The sequence below is a fragment of the Photorhabdus namnaonensis genome (assembly GCF_001684335.1).
Lineage (GTDB): Bacteria > Pseudomonadota > Gammaproteobacteria > Enterobacterales > Enterobacteriaceae > Photorhabdus > Photorhabdus namnaonensis.
Window position 1 is genome coordinate 57,555 of sequence record NZ_LOIC01000042.1, and the last position, 15,946, is coordinate 73,500.

General features: G+C 41.3%; 14 protein-coding genes, 1 tRNA gene and 1 other RNA gene. 9 read left to right on the forward strand and 7 right to left on the reverse strand.

The genetic code is table 11. The features are described from left to right. The first annotated feature begins 78 nt into the window (after window positions 1-78). The 9 genes from Phpb_RS08110 (at window position 79) to Phpb_RS08155 (ending at window position 7,847) form a co-directional block, all read left to right on the forward strand. Window positions 79-206, forward strand: a non-coding RNA gene (locus tag Phpb_RS08110) — RtT sRNA. A gap of 148 nt (window positions 207-354) precedes the next feature. Then, window positions 355-439: transfer RNA gene (locus tag Phpb_RS08115), tRNA-Tyr, on the forward strand. A 379-nt stretch (window positions 440-818) separates the two neighbouring features. Then, complete coding sequence (gene ltnD, locus Phpb_RS08120; RefSeq protein ID WP_065389902.1) at window positions 819-1,724, forward strand: L-threonate dehydrogenase; 906 nt, start codon at window positions 819-821, stop codon at window positions 1,722-1,724. Next, complete coding sequence (gene otnK / locus Phpb_RS08125) at window positions 1,724-3,001, forward strand: 3-oxo-tetronate kinase (protein ID WP_065389903.1); 1,278 nt, start codon at window positions 1,724-1,726, stop codon at window positions 2,999-3,001. Before ltnD ends, otnK begins: the two co-directional genes overlap by 1 nt. After that, complete coding sequence (otnC, locus tag Phpb_RS08130) at window positions 2,994-3,632, forward strand: 3-oxo-tetronate 4-phosphate decarboxylase (protein ID WP_065389904.1); 639 nt, start codon at window positions 2,994-2,996, stop codon at window positions 3,630-3,632. Before otnK ends, otnC begins: the two co-directional genes overlap by 8 nt. A gap of 22 nt (window positions 3,633-3,654) precedes the next feature. Then, entirely contained in the window at window positions 3,655-4,431 is a 777-nt protein-coding gene (otnI, locus tag Phpb_RS08135; RefSeq protein WP_065389905.1) for a 2-oxo-tetronate isomerase, read from the forward strand. Between the two features lie 12 nt (window positions 4,432-4,443). Continuing rightward, window positions 4,444-5,211, forward strand: a complete 768-nt coding sequence (locus Phpb_RS08140) for a DeoR/GlpR family DNA-binding transcription regulator (protein WP_065389906.1) — start codon at window positions 4,444-4,446, stop codon at window positions 5,209-5,211. Between the two features lie 282 nt (window positions 5,212-5,493). Then, on the forward strand, window positions 5,494-6,459 hold the full coding sequence (gene denD / locus Phpb_RS08150; protein WP_065389908.1) for a D-erythronate dehydrogenase: 966 nt from the start codon (window positions 5,494-5,496) through the stop codon (window positions 6,457-6,459). Between the two features lie 2 nt (window positions 6,460-6,461). Continuing rightward, a complete protein-coding gene (locus Phpb_RS08155; protein WP_065389909.1) occupies window positions 6,462-7,847 on the forward strand; it encodes a GntP family permease in 1,386 nt (461 codons plus the stop codon). Between the two features lie 289 nt (window positions 7,848-8,136). Here the strand turns inward: Phpb_RS08155 and Phpb_RS08160 are convergent, their stop codons facing one another. The 7 genes from Phpb_RS08160 to Phpb_RS08190 form a co-directional block, all read right to left on the reverse strand. Then, window positions 8,137-8,823 (reverse strand): hypothetical protein, encoded by a 687-nt coding sequence (locus Phpb_RS08160; RefSeq protein WP_065389910.1) that lies wholly within the window; start codon window positions 8,821-8,823, stop codon window positions 8,137-8,139. 155 nt (window positions 8,824-8,978) lie between these two features. Next, window positions 8,979-9,281, reverse strand: a complete 303-nt coding sequence (locus Phpb_RS08165) for a hypothetical protein (RefSeq protein ID WP_065389911.1) — start codon at window positions 9,279-9,281, stop codon at window positions 8,979-8,981. A 310-nt stretch (window positions 9,282-9,591) separates the two neighbouring features. Further along, a complete protein-coding gene (locus tag Phpb_RS08170; protein WP_082302548.1) occupies window positions 9,592-10,569 on the reverse strand; it encodes a YwqJ-related putative deaminase in 978 nt (325 codons plus the stop codon). 146 nt (window positions 10,570-10,715) lie between these two features. Continuing rightward, window positions 10,716-11,735 carry a cytotoxic necrotizing factor Rho-activating domain-containing protein gene (locus Phpb_RS08175; RefSeq protein WP_065389913.1) on the reverse strand — a complete coding sequence of 340 codons (1,020 nt, stop codon included), beginning with the start codon at window positions 11,733-11,735 and terminating at the stop codon, window positions 10,716-10,718. A 138-nt stretch (window positions 11,736-11,873) separates the two neighbouring features. Next, entirely contained in the window at window positions 11,874-12,779 is a 906-nt protein-coding gene (locus Phpb_RS08180) for a cycle-inhibiting factor (RefSeq protein WP_065389914.1), read from the reverse strand. A 156-nt stretch (window positions 12,780-12,935) separates the two neighbouring features. Next, window positions 12,936-13,835: a Pvc16 family protein gene (locus Phpb_RS08185; RefSeq protein ID WP_065389915.1), complete on the reverse strand. Its 900-nt coding sequence runs from the start codon at window positions 13,833-13,835 to the stop codon at window positions 12,936-12,938. A 24-nt stretch (window positions 13,836-13,859) separates the two neighbouring features. Then, window positions 13,860-15,944, reverse strand: a complete 2,085-nt coding sequence (locus Phpb_RS08190) for an ATP-binding protein (RefSeq protein WP_065389916.1) — start codon at window positions 15,942-15,944, stop codon at window positions 13,860-13,862. Between the last annotated feature and the right edge of the window lie 2 nt (window positions 15,945-15,946).

Sequence of the window (15,946 nt, forward strand, 5' to 3'; positions counted from 1 at the left end):
GATGTGATTCCGGCCGCTGTTAACAACAGTAATACTTCTCAAAATCGGGAGGGGTTCCCGAGCGGCCAAAGAGAACAGACAGTAAATCTGCCGTCACAGACTTTGAAGGTTCGAGTTGAGCGCAGCGAAACAACAACGCGGCGCTTGCGACGCGTTGGCCCGCAGGGCGAGGAACACAGTGACGAGTAATCCTTCCCCCACCACCACAAACAGACCACTTACTTGTTCATAACAAGATCAATAAGGCTGGAAAATCAGCACATAGTCACTTATTTTTCAATATATGCTTTACAGTAGCGTTTCATCTGATATGATTCCGTCCGCTGTCAACAACAGCGGTACTTTTCAAAATCTGGTGGGGTTCCCGAGCGGCCAAAGGGAGCAGACTGTAAATCTGCCGTCACAGACTTCGAAGGTTCGAATCCTTCCCCCACCACCAAAGATGTCTTTCAAGCCTTACAAACAGACCTAATTTAAAATCTCATATGCTCTTTTCCTCCGAAAGCAGTCTACCTATGCATTCCTCTTAATTACCTATTCTTAAACAGCTCCAGAGGCTAACTAACACCTCTAAAAAAATTCAACTAAACGCGCTTACCCACCTTAATGTTCTCACAACCCTATTTTCTATCACACCATTATGTGAAACTTAACATTCCACAACCACCCAATATAAACCATATAAATCAAACAATTAAAATAAAAACCATCTTCAAACAGCAGGCGTTCGAATGTGATAACCATCGTGTATTTGTGAAATTTTGTGTGAAATAATTATAAAAGATAACAAATTATAACAACAACACCAGGGAACCATCATGAACCAATCAACACAAAAAATAGGAATTATAGGATTGGGGGCTATGGGGATGGGAATTGCCCGCGCGTTAATACGCGCGGGTATTCCCACATATGGATTTGATTTAAATCCAAAAGCCTGTGACCAGCTTCTGCAAGCGGGCGCTAAAGTAGCAACAAACAACGCAGCAAACTGGGCGCAAGAGCTGGATGCTATCCTACTCGTCGTCGTCAATGGCGCTCAAATAGAAAGTATCCTGTTCGAAGGCGAAACACCGCTGGTCAGCCAACTAAAAGCCGGTACGATCATTGTGCTTCACAGTACCGTTGCCGCGGGACAAGCTAAAGATTTTGCCCATCGTCTTAACCAATACAACCTCAACATGCTGGACGCGCCTATTTCAGGTGGCGCACTGAAAGCCGAACAAGGCCAACTTACCGTTATGGCTTCCGGCGAACCGGCGTTATTTGAACAACTAAAACCCGTATTTGATGCCACCACCGAACACCTTTACCATGTCGGAAATGAAATTGGTCAAGGATCTACCGTTAAAACAATCCATCAATTACTTGCAGGTATACATATTGCAGCCGCCGCAGAAAGTATGGCATTAGCAGCCAAAGCCGGTATTTCCCTAGAATTGATGTACGATATTGTAACCCATGCCGCCGGTAACTCTTGGATGTTTGAAAACCGCGTTCCCCACATTCTGGCGGGAGATTACACCGCCAAATCCTCTGTAGATATTTTTGTCAAAGATCTGGGATTAGCATTAGAAACAGGTAAGGATCTGAAATTCCCACTACCATTATCAGCCGCTGCCCATCAAATGTTCCTTGCCGCCAGTAACGAAGGTTTCGGCCAATGGGATGACAGCGCGGTGATCAAAACATTTAAAGGCATCACTTTGCCGGAGAAAAAATAATGACCATTAAATTGGGCGTTATCGCCGATGATTTTACCGGCGCAACCGATATCGCCGGTTTTATGGTGCAAAGCGGCTGGCGAGTCGTCCAGCTACTGAATACGCCTGATGAAAATACCGCTATTCCACAGGATATTGATGCTATCGTTATCAGCCTGAAAAGCCGTTCCTGCCCGATAGACGAAGCGGTAAATAACGCGGTGAAATCCTGCCGTTGGTTACGTCAGCAAGCCGGTTGTCGGCAAATATTCTTCAAGTACTGCTCAACTTTTGACTCCACCAGTAAAGGCAATATTGGGCCAGTCACCGACGCCCTAATGGATGAACTACAAGCAGACATCACGCTGATCTCTCCTGCCCTCCCGGTTAACGGGCGAACAGTTGTACATGGACATCTATTCGTTAACGGTCAACTACTTAATGAAAGCGGCATGCGGCACCATCCCGTAACACCAATGACAGACGCCAATCTACTACGCCTGATGGAACAACAGGCTCAGGGGAAAGCAGATCTGGTGGATCTGGCATGTGTACACCAGGGAGAACAGGCAATCCGCGAACGGATAAATCATTTACAACAACAAAACATACGTTACGCGGTAACAGATACCCTCTCTATGAATGACCTGCTGCCTATTGCCAGAGCGGCAACAGAACTGAAATTAATCACTGGGGGTTCCGGCCTTGGCGCTGCCCTTGCCAGCACAGACACCGGTAAGCCATTAATGCCATGCCAAGTAGCAGGGGCAACCCCATCCGCCGAGAATAGACGTACTGTGATCCTTTCCGGCAGTTGTTCCGCCATGACCAACCAACAAGTTGCCCTGTACCAGAAACTGGCCCCTACTAAGGCCCTGAATATTGATTCATGCATCAAAGACCCACAATATGCCGAAAAACTGGTTGCTTGGGTTATTCAGCAATCCCAAAGCCATCTGGCACCCATGCTATACACAACTCAACCCCCTGAAACATTACAGGAAATCCAACAACAATATGGCGCTGCTACTGCCAGTGAAGCAATAGAAAACACCTTCGCTAATGTTGTAAAAAGCCTGTGTCAGCTCGGATTCAACACCTTTATTGTCGCAGGCGGCGAAACCGCCGGTAAGATAGTACAAAGTCTGGACATCAAACAGTTCAATATTGGCGCGCCAATTACCCCTGGCGTACCTTGGGTACACAATCGACAACACAATTATTGGCTGGCATTAAAATCAGGCAACTTCGGCGATATTGATTTCTTCCTGCATGTACAGGAGATGTTTCATGAGTGAACAAGCACTACGGATAGAATTAGTCGAATGGGCTCGCTCAATGTTCTACCGGGGTTATAGCAGTGGCGGCGCAGGTAACATCAGTGCCAAACTCGAAGATGGCGCGATTATCATCACGCCGACCAACTCCAGTTTTGGCGACTTGAAAGCCGACCGACTGAGTAAGCTGGATGCCGAAGGTAACTGGCTATCCGGCGACAAACCCACCAAAGAAGTTTCCATGCACTTGGCAATGTATCGCAACCGCCCCGAATGCCATGCGGTGGTCCATCTACATTCCCCTTGGTTAACCGCCCTTTCCTGCCTATCCAATCTGGATAAAAACAACTGTTTGCCACCCATTACGCCCTACTATGTGATGCGAGTTGGAAAACTGCCTCTGGTCAAATATCTACCACCAGGAGATGAAAGAATCGGCAAGGAAATTGCGAAGCTGGCCGCAAAACACAACGCAATCCTGCTATCCAACCACGGACCTGTTGTCGGCGGCAAAACTTTACGGCAAGCTTTTTTCAATGCAGAGGAATTGGAAGATACCGCACGGCTCTATTTAACGTTACTGCCACATGGCTTCACCACATTAAATGAAGAGCAAGTACAAGAACTTGAAACTCGTTACCCCAAGAACTGAGTAAACAAACAAGGAATTCATCATGGCTAAATTTGCGGCAAACTTGAGCATGATGTTCAACGACGTACCTTTCACAGAACGTTTTGCCCGTGCAGCCAAAGCTGGATTTAAAGGCGTTGAATATCTGTTTCCTTATGAAGTGGCAGCGGAAGAACTGGCTGCCCTATTAAAACAGCATCAATTAACCCAAGTTCTGTTCAACATGCCCGCCGGAAACTGGGCTGCGGGAGAAAGAGGGATCGCCTCTATTCCTGGTCGTGAAAAAGAATTTGCCGAAGGTGTACAAACAGCACTGAAATATGCACTGGCGCTGAACTGCAAGCAAACTCATGCGATGGCAGGAAAACTGGATGCCCAATTTCTGATACAACAACGCGAGTGTTATATCAGCAACATTCAGCATGCCGCTGATGTAATGGCAGAACATAACATCAACGTATTAATTGAACCGATTAATACTCGTGATATGCCAGGTTATTTTCTGACGACTCAACATCAGGCTGAAACATTACTCAAAGCAATTGACCGTCAAAATGTTTTTATCCAGCTAGATCTTTATCACTGCCAGATTATGGAAGGAGATTTGCTCCGCACCATTGAGCGTCTATGGGGTAAATTCAGTCACATCCAGATTGCCTCCGTGCCCGAACGCCACGAACCGGATATCGGCGAGGTGAACTATCCTTGGCTATTTAATAAACTGGAAGAAATGGGCTATCAAGGGTGGTTGGGCTGTGAATATCACCCCGCTGGTCACACAGAAGATGGTCTGAATTGGTTGACCAAAGTACAGAAATAATCAGGAGAAAATATGCTTCCATCAGAGCGTAGAGACTTTATTTATCGTTACGTACATGAATATCAGACAATTTCCATCAGTGCACTGGTTAAACTGATGAATGTCTCACATATGACAGTACGGCGGGATATTCACACTCTGGAGGAGGAAGGAAAGGTCGTTAGCGTCAGTGGCGGCGTGCAACTTAGTGATGTTTTACGTCAGGAATTGCCCTGGAATGAAAAAGCCCGGCTTAATCATCGTCATAAGCGGGAAATTGGTCACTACGCGGTATCTATGGTTGAAGATGGACAAGTGGTCTATCTTGACGCCGGCACCACCACGTTTGAAATCGCCAGGGTTCTGGCTGAGCGTTTTAACCTCACTATCATCACGAACGATTTTTCCATTACCCAATACCTGATGAACAAACCCCAATTAAATCTGTTCCACACCGGGGGACAGGTAGATAAGAGAAATCATTCCTGTGTTGGCCCTATCGCCGCTATGTTGCTTCGCAACTTAAATGTGGATATTGCCTTTATTAGCACCAGCTCATGGGATCTGGAACATGGCGTCTCCACGCCGCATGAAGAAAAAGTTTTAGTCAAACAAGCAGTATTGGAAATCTCCCGCCGACGTGTTTTGGTGTCTGATAGCAGTAAATATGGCAAATACGGCATGTTTCGCGTCTGCCCGCTTTCAAATTTGGATGATATTGTCTGTGACAGCCAGCTTCCACCGAAAGTGCAGCAACAATTACGAGAACACAATCTGATATTACATACCGTCAGCGTATAAGGATATACCCTATGGATTTCAAGATGCATCGCGACGGCAAGGGAGCGAATCCCCGGGAGCATAAGTCACTATGTGACCGGAGTGAGTGCAGCCAACAAAGAGGCAACTTGAAAGATAACGGGTATACCCTAAAGATTTCAAGATGCATCGCGGCGGCAAGGGAGCGAATCCCCGGGAGCATAGATAACTATGTGACCGGGGTGAGAGAGTGCAGCCAACAAAGAGGCAACTTGAAAGATGACGGGTATATATAACCAAAGCTATTAAACAAGGAGAGTCGCAATGAAAGTAATCATCACTGGTGGAGCCGGTTTTCTGGGTCAGCAACTCGCCAGCGCTTTACTAAACAACCCTCAAACATTAAATTTCGACCAACTTATATTGACCGATATTCAATGTCCTGTATCACCGGTTAATGATCCGCGCGTCCAATGTCTGGCACTGGATTTAACTCAATCAGGAGCTGCGGAAAAGCTGATTGATGAAAACAGTGCGATATTATTCCATCTCGCCGCCATTGTCAGTAGTCATGCTGAAAGCGATTTTGATCTCGGCCTGCAAGTTAACTTTGATGTTACGCGCAACTTATTAAATGTTGCTCGGGTTAAAAATCCACAATTGAAATTTATTTTCACCAGCTCCTTGGCCGTATTTGGCGGAGAATTACCCGCAACCATCACAGAACAATGCGCGATTAATCCTCAATCATCCTATGGCGCACAGAAAGCCATGTGTGAATTGATGATTAACGACTACTCCCGCAAAGGATATGTCGATGGCCGAGTTCTTCGTCTACCGACAATCAGTATCCGTCCCGGGAAACCAAACAAAGCGGCATCCTCTTTTGCCAGTGCTATCATCCGTGAACCTCTGCGCGGAAAAAGCAGCGTCTGCCCAGTTTCCTGCGATCTTACTTTATGGCTTTCCAGCCCTGAAACCGTGATCCGCAACTTTATCCATGCGGTTCAAATTCCGGCGGAAAAATTCGGTCTTTCCCGTACAGTTAATTTACCGGGTATGAGTATCACGGTTCAGGGCATGATTGACGCACTGGCAGAAGTTGCCGGGCAGAAAACAGTGGAACTCATCCGTTTCGAACCAGACGAAAACATTAACCGTATTGTCGCCAGTTGGCCGGGTCGCTTCGATATCAGCCGTGGCTTATCATTGGGTTTCCATGCTGATAATACTTTCAGTGATGCAATCCGTGCTTTTATCACCAATAACCTGTCCCAAACTGGAGGCTAATTATGGAACACTACATTCCGGTCATTGGTCTGGGTGTAGCTGTATTTACACTGATCTTTTTGGTGTTACGTACCCGTGTTCACGCTTTATTAGCAATGCTCATCGCAGCGGCGATCGCCGGGTTATCTGGCGGCTTAACCGCAGCAAATACCATTGATGTTATAACTAAAGGTTTTGGCTCCACACTGGGCAGTATCGGCATTGTTATCGGTCTGGGGGTCATGATGGGACGAGTGCTGGAAGTTTCCGGCGCCGCGGAACAGATAGCCTACAGCTTTATCAAATGGTTAGGTAAAAAACGCGAAGAGTGGGCATTAGCGATCACCGGCTATATTGTCAGTATTCCAATTTTTGTCGACTCTGCCTTTGTTATTCTCTACCCACTGGCAAAGGCACTCGCGAAAAAGGGAAAACGTCATCTTCTAACACTTGGCGTGGCGCTGGCCGGCGGATTGGTTGTTACCCACCACACTGTTCCGCCAACACCGGGGCCGCTGGGGGTTGCCGGTATTTTTGGCGTAGATGTCGGCGCCATGATGTTAACCGGTATGGTTCTGGCGGTGCCTTGCGTTATTGGCATTGTATTTTATGCCAAATGGTTAGCGGTAAAATACCCTGAATTTCAACCCATTGATGAAGCAGAAGAAGCGCAAGATCTACAAACAATCCACCAACGCTACATGGAAGAAAAGGCGAACAAACCACTACCGAGCCTACTTCTCTCCCTCTTGCCGATTGTTGTCCCTATCGTTTTGATCTTCATTAAAGCCATTAATGGACTGCTATTAAACACTAAAACCTTTACCGGACAAGAAAACAACTTCTATTTCCAGACATTTGATTTCCTTGGCGCACCGGTTATTGCCTTAGCCATCAGTGTATTGTTGGCGGTTTATACCTTGATGCCAAAAGTCAATAAACATGAAGTGATTGATCGTCTGGAAGAGGGTTTACAGGCTGCCGGTATTATTTTACTGGTGACAGGAGCAGGCGGTGCGTTAGGCGCGGTACTGCGTGAAAGTGGCACCGGCACCATTATGGCGCAATATATAGCCAACCTCCCCCTAACTCCGGTATTGATTCCATTTATCATCGCGACACTGGTTCGCTTAATTCAAGGTTCCGGCACTGTGGCAATGATTACCGCCGCTTCTATTTCCGCGCCAATTATTAGTCAAATTCCGGGGATCAACATGCTGGTTGCCGCACAAGCAGCAACAATGGGCTCGTTATTCTTCGGTTATTTTAATGACAGCCTATTCTGGGTCGTTAACCGTATGATGGGAATCAAAGATGCCAAACAACAGATGATCGTTTGGTCAATACCAACCACTATTGCATGGGCGATTGGCTTATGTGGCGTCATCATCCTGGATCTGGTGTTATAGACGCCTACTCACCAATAAAGCGATATTAATTCAGCCTCTCTTGTATGGGAGGCTGAATCAGATTATTGATAATCCTACGACGCTTACAGAGTTTTATTTCTTAATCATAGAAAGCCACAACTGCAATATAGGGCCTGGGTATATACCCGTCATCTTTCAAGTTGCTTCTTTGTTGGCTGCACTCACTCACCCCGGTCACAGAGTTATCTATGCTCCCGGGGATTCGCACCCTTGCCGTCGCGATGCATCTTGAAATCCATTGGGTATATACGCAACACTATCATTGTCCTTAAAAACCGCTGTTTCCGATAAGCTGCCGTAAGGTAGCCACACCAGCATTTTCTTGGATCGGGTTATTCTCAATCAACTCTTCTATTTCTTTATTCAAATCTAATCCAGGATAGGCAACATCAAACACCTCAGTTGCTGAATGGTATCCTCCACCAACTAAAAATGCAAAGGTTGCTATTGCTAATTTCTTCCTTTCCACCATAGTCATATCAGGGAATAAAATATCAGCAGCAACTAAAACACAAGATGTACTACCAGATACGGATCCTATTAATGGAGAATCACAATCAAAGGTTCTGTTAACAAACACTGACTCTACAACCCTTTTATCCTCAGCATCCAATTCATGTGTAAATGTTCTAAATAGTGGTCTACGTTTTGTAAGTTCAGGAATGGTTAAAAATGATTTTTGCTCTTCCGTAAGACTATCAAAGGTTGGAGTATCTAAAATACCTATATCTGAACGATGTTGGCTGCTCTTAATATTGCTCCTTCCTCTAACTTTAAAAAGATTAGTTGGTCTGTTTTTTTCTATTATATCATTTACTTCTCTCCCTTTTCCATCAAAGATAAAATCATAATTTCCAATATCTTTTGAGGAAAAATCAATAATAAAAGCTCCCAAAGACTTTATTAATAGCATTTTTTTAACAAATAATTGAGGAGTATCCGATTTTACTTGCAATACATCTAAGATTTCATTTTTACCTAGAGTAAATCTGCCGAATTGGCCCTCTGGACTCGTATCTTTTTTAATGAAATCGTACAGTTTTTTTTGGAAATTATCTTTTTCATCGATTTTAGATATTATATTGAATAATTTTTTTGATAATTCATCTATTACACCTGAAAAAAATATGGATTTTGTAAGACAAATGATGCAGCGAAAGACTCAAACAATGACTTATTTTTATTATTAAAATTAGTATCATGTTTAATATCCGACTGGTATTCAAATGTATGCATTCTCTTCTCTTTTTCACCAAAATAATCAATAGTGGTCAATATATCATTTCTATTTTTTATTCTGACACGATTCATGTCTTCATAGTGGTTAATACTGTCATCCCATTGACTATAATTACTTCTTTCAAATTTCTTCTTTGTTGTTGGTTCACCATTCTTTTTTTTCGAGTCATACATAATAATCACCTCTACCTTTTCAAAGATAAAATCCTTATAACCACGAGGGTTCAACTAATAAATGAACTCATAGCAACCATATCGTTTACAATAATATTTACTGACAATCCTCAGATGCCTCCATAAATCACCTCACTTTATTTTATTTTTACAAATCTATCTATAAATAGTCTCATGACACAAAGACACTCCTTGCCTAAGGAGTAGGCTGTACTCACTCACCCCGGTCACATTGTTATCTATGCTCCCAGGGATTCGTTCCCTTGCCGTCGCGATGCATCTTGAAATCCATTGGGTATAGCAGATTATTTTATATTGGTGATTCCTGCGATTTTTTATATCGAGACAATGTTGATGAAAAACTACTTCCTGCACTTTCCACTTTTCCTGTAATAACATTCACTGGCGATGACAGTATCCCCGAACAGTTATGGCAAGCGGCAAAATCATCTCCAGCTTGTTTTGTTGTTAACCGCTGAGTAAAGATAGATGATTGCAATATATCCCGCATATATTCCCCTATTTTCCGACTTCCAACAGTTTTCCCTTCCCTTTCATCTCCTAAAGTTAATAAATTATTTAGTGCTTGTACCTCCGCATGCAAACCAGCAATACCCGCCATCGTCGGTAATACATAGTGATTATTAATAATATGATTTCTGATCAAAGATTCTACTACAGGATGCAAAGGATTTTCCTCACCATACATCTCTCTTATCCCTGAAATAAAGGCTTCAATATCAGTAACCTTATAAGCTTCGGCCTCGTCACTTTGTTGCATTTTCCATGCTTCTTTATCTTTTACTATTGATAATTTCGGACGTTTAATCAGGCCAATACCCGGAAATAATCTTCCATCCGCTAAATTTCTATCATTATCCTTAAAATTGACAAATTCATCATCATAATCGCCATTATGCACATATCCTGCATGAGCGGCGAAATCTTGCAGAGATTTTTTTGAATAAACAAAACTTCCATCAGAAACACCATCCCTTTTTAAACCCGGTTTAGAAAATTTACGCTGCTTTGCAAGTTTCAATTGCCCAAACTCTTTCGAAGCATTGAGAATTAATTGCGTTTTTCTATTAAAATCACCAAATTCAGGAATCTGTTTCTTATAAGCTGACATAACTGCTTTTACATCAGGTAATTCCAAATGTAATGCATCCAACAATCCTTCATTCGATGTTTTGCTTTTACCAGATGTAACTACTTTTTCGCGAATATCATTCTTGTACATTTCTACGCTCTCTATAATGGCTAAATTTACAATACCTGATATCATTATTTTATGCTAAAAATATTGCCACGCTTTTTGTTGATCTACAAAATAAATCAATCAATTTCTGACAAATCAGATAGTAAAGAATATTATTGGATAAATAAAAGAATTAATTTAAAATACAGCGGCTATTAAACAAACCTACGATATTATAACAACCGTTTCTTAAGTGAATTAATGACCTCAATAGTGTTACCTTTCTTGCCGGGTGAAACAGTAGCATCTTCCGACAATACTTTAACATTCATCTTTCCTTTATCATCCCTGGCCAACAGAGCATAACTATAGCCAGCCCTAATAGCAGGTTTTTCAGGCTTCTTCTCGTCATAATTAAAAACGCCAACATTCTCTGCCGTATTATCAATCACCACGCCCGGTTTGCCCATATAGGTAATAACACTTTGATCATACTTTGCAAATATATTCACCAGATCGTTATTCTGTTCGCCAACCGTCATCGGTTCGCTGTCCGGTGAAAGGGCTTTATGACTCTCATAAGTAGCAGCAACCCCCTGCCGGCCTGTTTTCCATTCATTATCACCGGGTCTCTGCCCCGTATGATAAGCAAAGAAATAGCCCCCCTTCACGGCATATACCATAGTACAACCGCTCAATGCGCCAGACGTAACAATAACCGGATGCCCCGCCTGAATATCCTTCAAAGCAATTCTAATCCCCACGGTTCCCGATGCGCCATTCACCACATTAATACCGGTAATATTAGGGTCCAGCGTATTTTTTCCCCAATGTACTCCTATCGCTCCTGAACCCGATTCTGATGATGTCACTTGATCACCAAGAAATCCCATTACAACATCATGAAAAGGATTTTCTTCACGGGAAGAGTTATTTCTCAAAGGCATTGCCTGTGTAAGTTCTCGATTACTGTCATAACGATGGGCCACGACGGGCACGTTAATTGACGCCTCTTCACTCCCCACCAATAACCCTTTATTCCTCAACGGGGAAATATATCCCTTATTAAGGCTTCTATCCGCAAGAAATTGCTTCAATCCTTTAGTTTGTCTGCTCTTATAACCTTCCCTAGATTCACTCTTATTATTTGAAAGCTCAAGATGTTCACCAGAAGAACTGGGTAATGGCGATTGCATAGCACTATTTCTAGTACGTTGTGTGGATATTGTTTGAGGATTAGCATGTTTTAACATTAATAGGCCCACTCCACTGTATTGGTTAAATTTATTACATCTAAGATTTTGATTTACCTAATATTATTTTCGCAATCCTAATATAAATATTTGAATAATACAATTCACTCTGGTTTACTAAACTTTCTATCATAATTATCAAGTATCGTTATCAAGTTTAGATTTCAATGTTTCAATATTTTCATAAAAATCATTAACATCGTATTCGGTTAAATAAATGTCCACGCCTTGATCTCTCTTCATTCTATCTAATTTAATATTAGATACATCTTTATGTATGTCAAGCGTCTCTGAAATTAACGCTCTCTTTTCATCGTCAGATAATAGATTAAGCTTATGACTTAATAATATTTTTAATTTATTAAGATTAACGCGATCTTTTCCTCTGGAATTTAACCAATCTGCTATTCTAAGAGGAGGCAATGCCCCTTCTCCCAAATCTGATTGATAGATATATCCCACGGTTTCCTGGTCATTGGATGGGATATCAATTAAAAACATATGCCCCAGTCGACGATCATTAACCAATGCAACATAATTTTTTGCACTACTGAGCTGATCAACTCTTTCAGCAAATTCATTGCCATCTATTTTTCCTGTCTGGGCCGCTTTTACTGGATCAACAGCATGTTCCCCCTCAGTCATCAATTTAAATATATTCTGGGCGGATAAACCACAAACTGGCTCAGTAGGATCATAAGGATTTACCCCAACGATTTCTTGATAGGATTCAATACCACCGAATTCAGAAACAATTTCATCAATTGCCTTAAATATAGTTGCCAAATCCCGATCAGTGATTTTATCCTGCCAATTATCATTCCAAAGTAATTTATTTCCTTTTGGATCATTATGTAGTGCGATAATGTCATCTATCAATTTTACGGCATTTATATTATGTTTTTTTAATTTTGATCTATCCTTTGTTCTCGATAAGCCAGTAGAAAGCCCTATTTCCAGATGATTACCAGTTTCTATATTTTCACATGCTCTATCTTTTCCGGCATGAGTTTCAATTTTTTTTGCTAGGTCGCTGATTGGCATAATATTATCACCCAAGAGTTATAAGTAAGCAATAAGTAATATATAGATTAAGATACTACTAACAACAAGATGTTTTTATATAAAGCAATCAATAAAAATATTGTTATCTTCTACTACTTGCCATCTTATTATGGGTAATTAATTAAGTAATTACTTCTAAATGCTAATTAATTTATTAGAATCTACTTTATCAACAATAATACCTATGCCATTTATCTTAACAACCGCTTTACGGCTGTTTACCCATTTTGAAAGAATCTCCTTTATTTCAGAACAATAGATTGAAAAAGTAATGCCTGAAACCTCAAGAATAATTTTTTCATTTTCTTGCTTATCATTATTGTCTACAACCGATAAGACTGGTTTAGTTATTAGATTCACTTTAGTTAGCGCCAAACGCACATCTTCTGTGCCACCTAAATCAGTACATAATTCTGCTAACAAAGCTTGGCTTATTTGTGAACTAGTAGGATTCAATTTTTGATTCACAGAATGGGAAATTTCCATAACTGGCTCTATTGTATTTTTAATATCTTGAAGTTCTACCGGTGCGGTAACTGAATATAATAAAGAGAGTCTTGGACGATTACCAAGAGCCTGCCAAAAATTACCCAAGCTATTTAAATTCTCTTGCGGCGGAATGACTCTGGTGTAGGCACCAGGAATTTTGGGTAATTGACGATGATTAATCAATGCGTTCAAAACAGAGGTCATTATTTTTGCAGCTTGATTATCAGGTTGGCTGTCCGGGTTACTGCCATCAACTGAGGGTTTATTCGAATGCCAGTAAGTAATTAAATAATTATAATTAATATTGACCCACCCCGGTAACAATAAATTAGTCACAGGGTTATAACGCTTTGGTTCAGCAGAGCGTAATTGCAAATCTTCATGTACATCATAGAGAAATACACTTATTGTCGGCTTCGATGGAATCGAATTTATCTCCGGTAAATCAAAACGAATATCAATATTATTTAAATATTGAGATAGAATATCTTTTAATGCGTTATTAACTTCCACAATAGCATTATTAGGTTCAATGATATCTTTCATATCGACTCCAAATTTGATAAGCATTTAAAAAATCAGTCTACCACTCTTATTTAATTCGAGAATAACCGCCCGCTCTATATGTTGATGCTCAATTTTTTCACTATTATTGTCTGCGGCTAATATTGATGCTAATAGGGCAATATTTCTAATATTAGCCCCAGTCAAATCAGCCCGTTTAGCCAAATGTGCAAAATCAATTTCGTCGGATAATTTCAGTTGTTCAGGCCAAATAGTTTGCCACATTTTCTTACGTAATATTTCGTCAGGATAAGTGAAATGAGTAATGAAAGTAAAACGACGATTAAAAGCGCTATCCAAATGGCTACGGTTATTAGTAGCTAAAATCACCAATCCCGGATAATCCTCCAGCCGTTGTAACAGATAAGAAACTTCAATATTAGCATGTCTATCCTGAGCATCTTTAGTTTCACTGCGCTTGCCAAATAGTGCATCGGCTTCATCGAAAAACAGTACCCCAGAATCCGTCTCAGCCAGGTCGAAAATGCGGGCAATATTTTTTTCCGTTTCGCCAATATATTTATTCACCACCGTAGAGAGATCAACTTTAATCAAATCAATGCCAAGATGCCCGGCAATCACTTCTGCGGCCATCGTTTTTCCGGTTCCCGATTCACCGTAAAATAGTGCGCTAATACCGGTACCATAGCCTATTTTCTCCTGAAAGCCAGCACTCAAAATCTGGTCACGGTAATTAATTGCCGCGATAATTTCTTTCAATTGTTGAGCTAATTCATCAGAAACTACTAAGTCATTAAAATTACGCGTTGGCGTTATTCGTTTAGCCAGTTTACCTAAGTTCTGTTGAGCACGGAAACTTAATGCTTTACGTAAATCTATTTCTTCTAATTGACCTTCCGGTTGTCGTAATATTTGATATTGATAAGCTTCTTGCAGAATTAACGGTAATGTTTCTGCGGTAAATGAAAAACGCTGACACAATCGAATAATATTAATTCTCTGAACGGCATTATCCGGTAAACATTCTTTTAACATAGATTCTTTATCCACCAGCGTAGCTACCGGCATCTCTATTTTCACCATTGGCAGATGTTGAATCCATACTAATGCATCTCCCGACTCCACTAAACAAACCACCCGTAATCTTGGTTGACTCAATAAAACGGATAATGCGTTATTCAATATTTTCTTTTCCTCTGCAAGCAAAGAAAAATTGCGAATTAATAAACAAGCATTATGCAACCGTGCTTCTCTCACTGCATCTGCTAGCAAATTGATTATTACAGTTGAGTTCTCTTCCTCTGGTAATCGAGCTAAATCCAAGGTTAAAGTGCTGATTCTATGAAACGCCATAATATTGCTGACGGCTAACTCTCTAGCACTGCCCTGTTTTCCTTTCAGTATCACCAGCGGACGAATTTCATCAGTTTCTTCCAATAATATCTTTTCAAGTGAATGACAAAGGGTTGGTGGATACCAAAGGCGAGAAACAGGATAATACCAATAAGCACAAGCTATTAGAGGCGGCAACATTACCTGTTGTCCTGATAAAAAATGCCAGACAGCGCTGTGGGTTAAAAATTGCGTTTGCAACCAAATAGGTTCTTCGTGGTTATTGAGCCGTAATAATTGGTTATTGATTAACGGTGCGTGTGGTAAAAAACAGTTTTGCAGGAATTGCCAGTCACTTTGGCGTTGACTGAATAATTCAATTGCTAAAGCAAAATTGGGCCACTGATTTTTACTGTTACCATTCAGAGCAGCAAATAATGCATGATAACGGCTGTCAAAATGAGGCAATAAACCGAGTAATAAAGCATCACGCTCAAATTCTGTGAGTTCAAAACGTTCAACCAATAAAGACAATGAATCAGAGGTAAAATGTTCTTCGGTTTTCGGATGAATAATAATGTCACCTTCCTCAAATAGCCAATGAGGAAAACCCTGCGGTTGTACCAAATATTCCTTTACCTTATCCTCAGTAAGTAAAAAACTCTCCGGTAATAAATCGTATCGTTCCCTCTTTTGATAATAGTAGCGCTGTAATAGCAGATCGATACGTTCCAAATGGGGATAAATCCAATGTAATTCAGCCATCACATGGTGACTATTTTTAAGTAAAGAGTTCATAT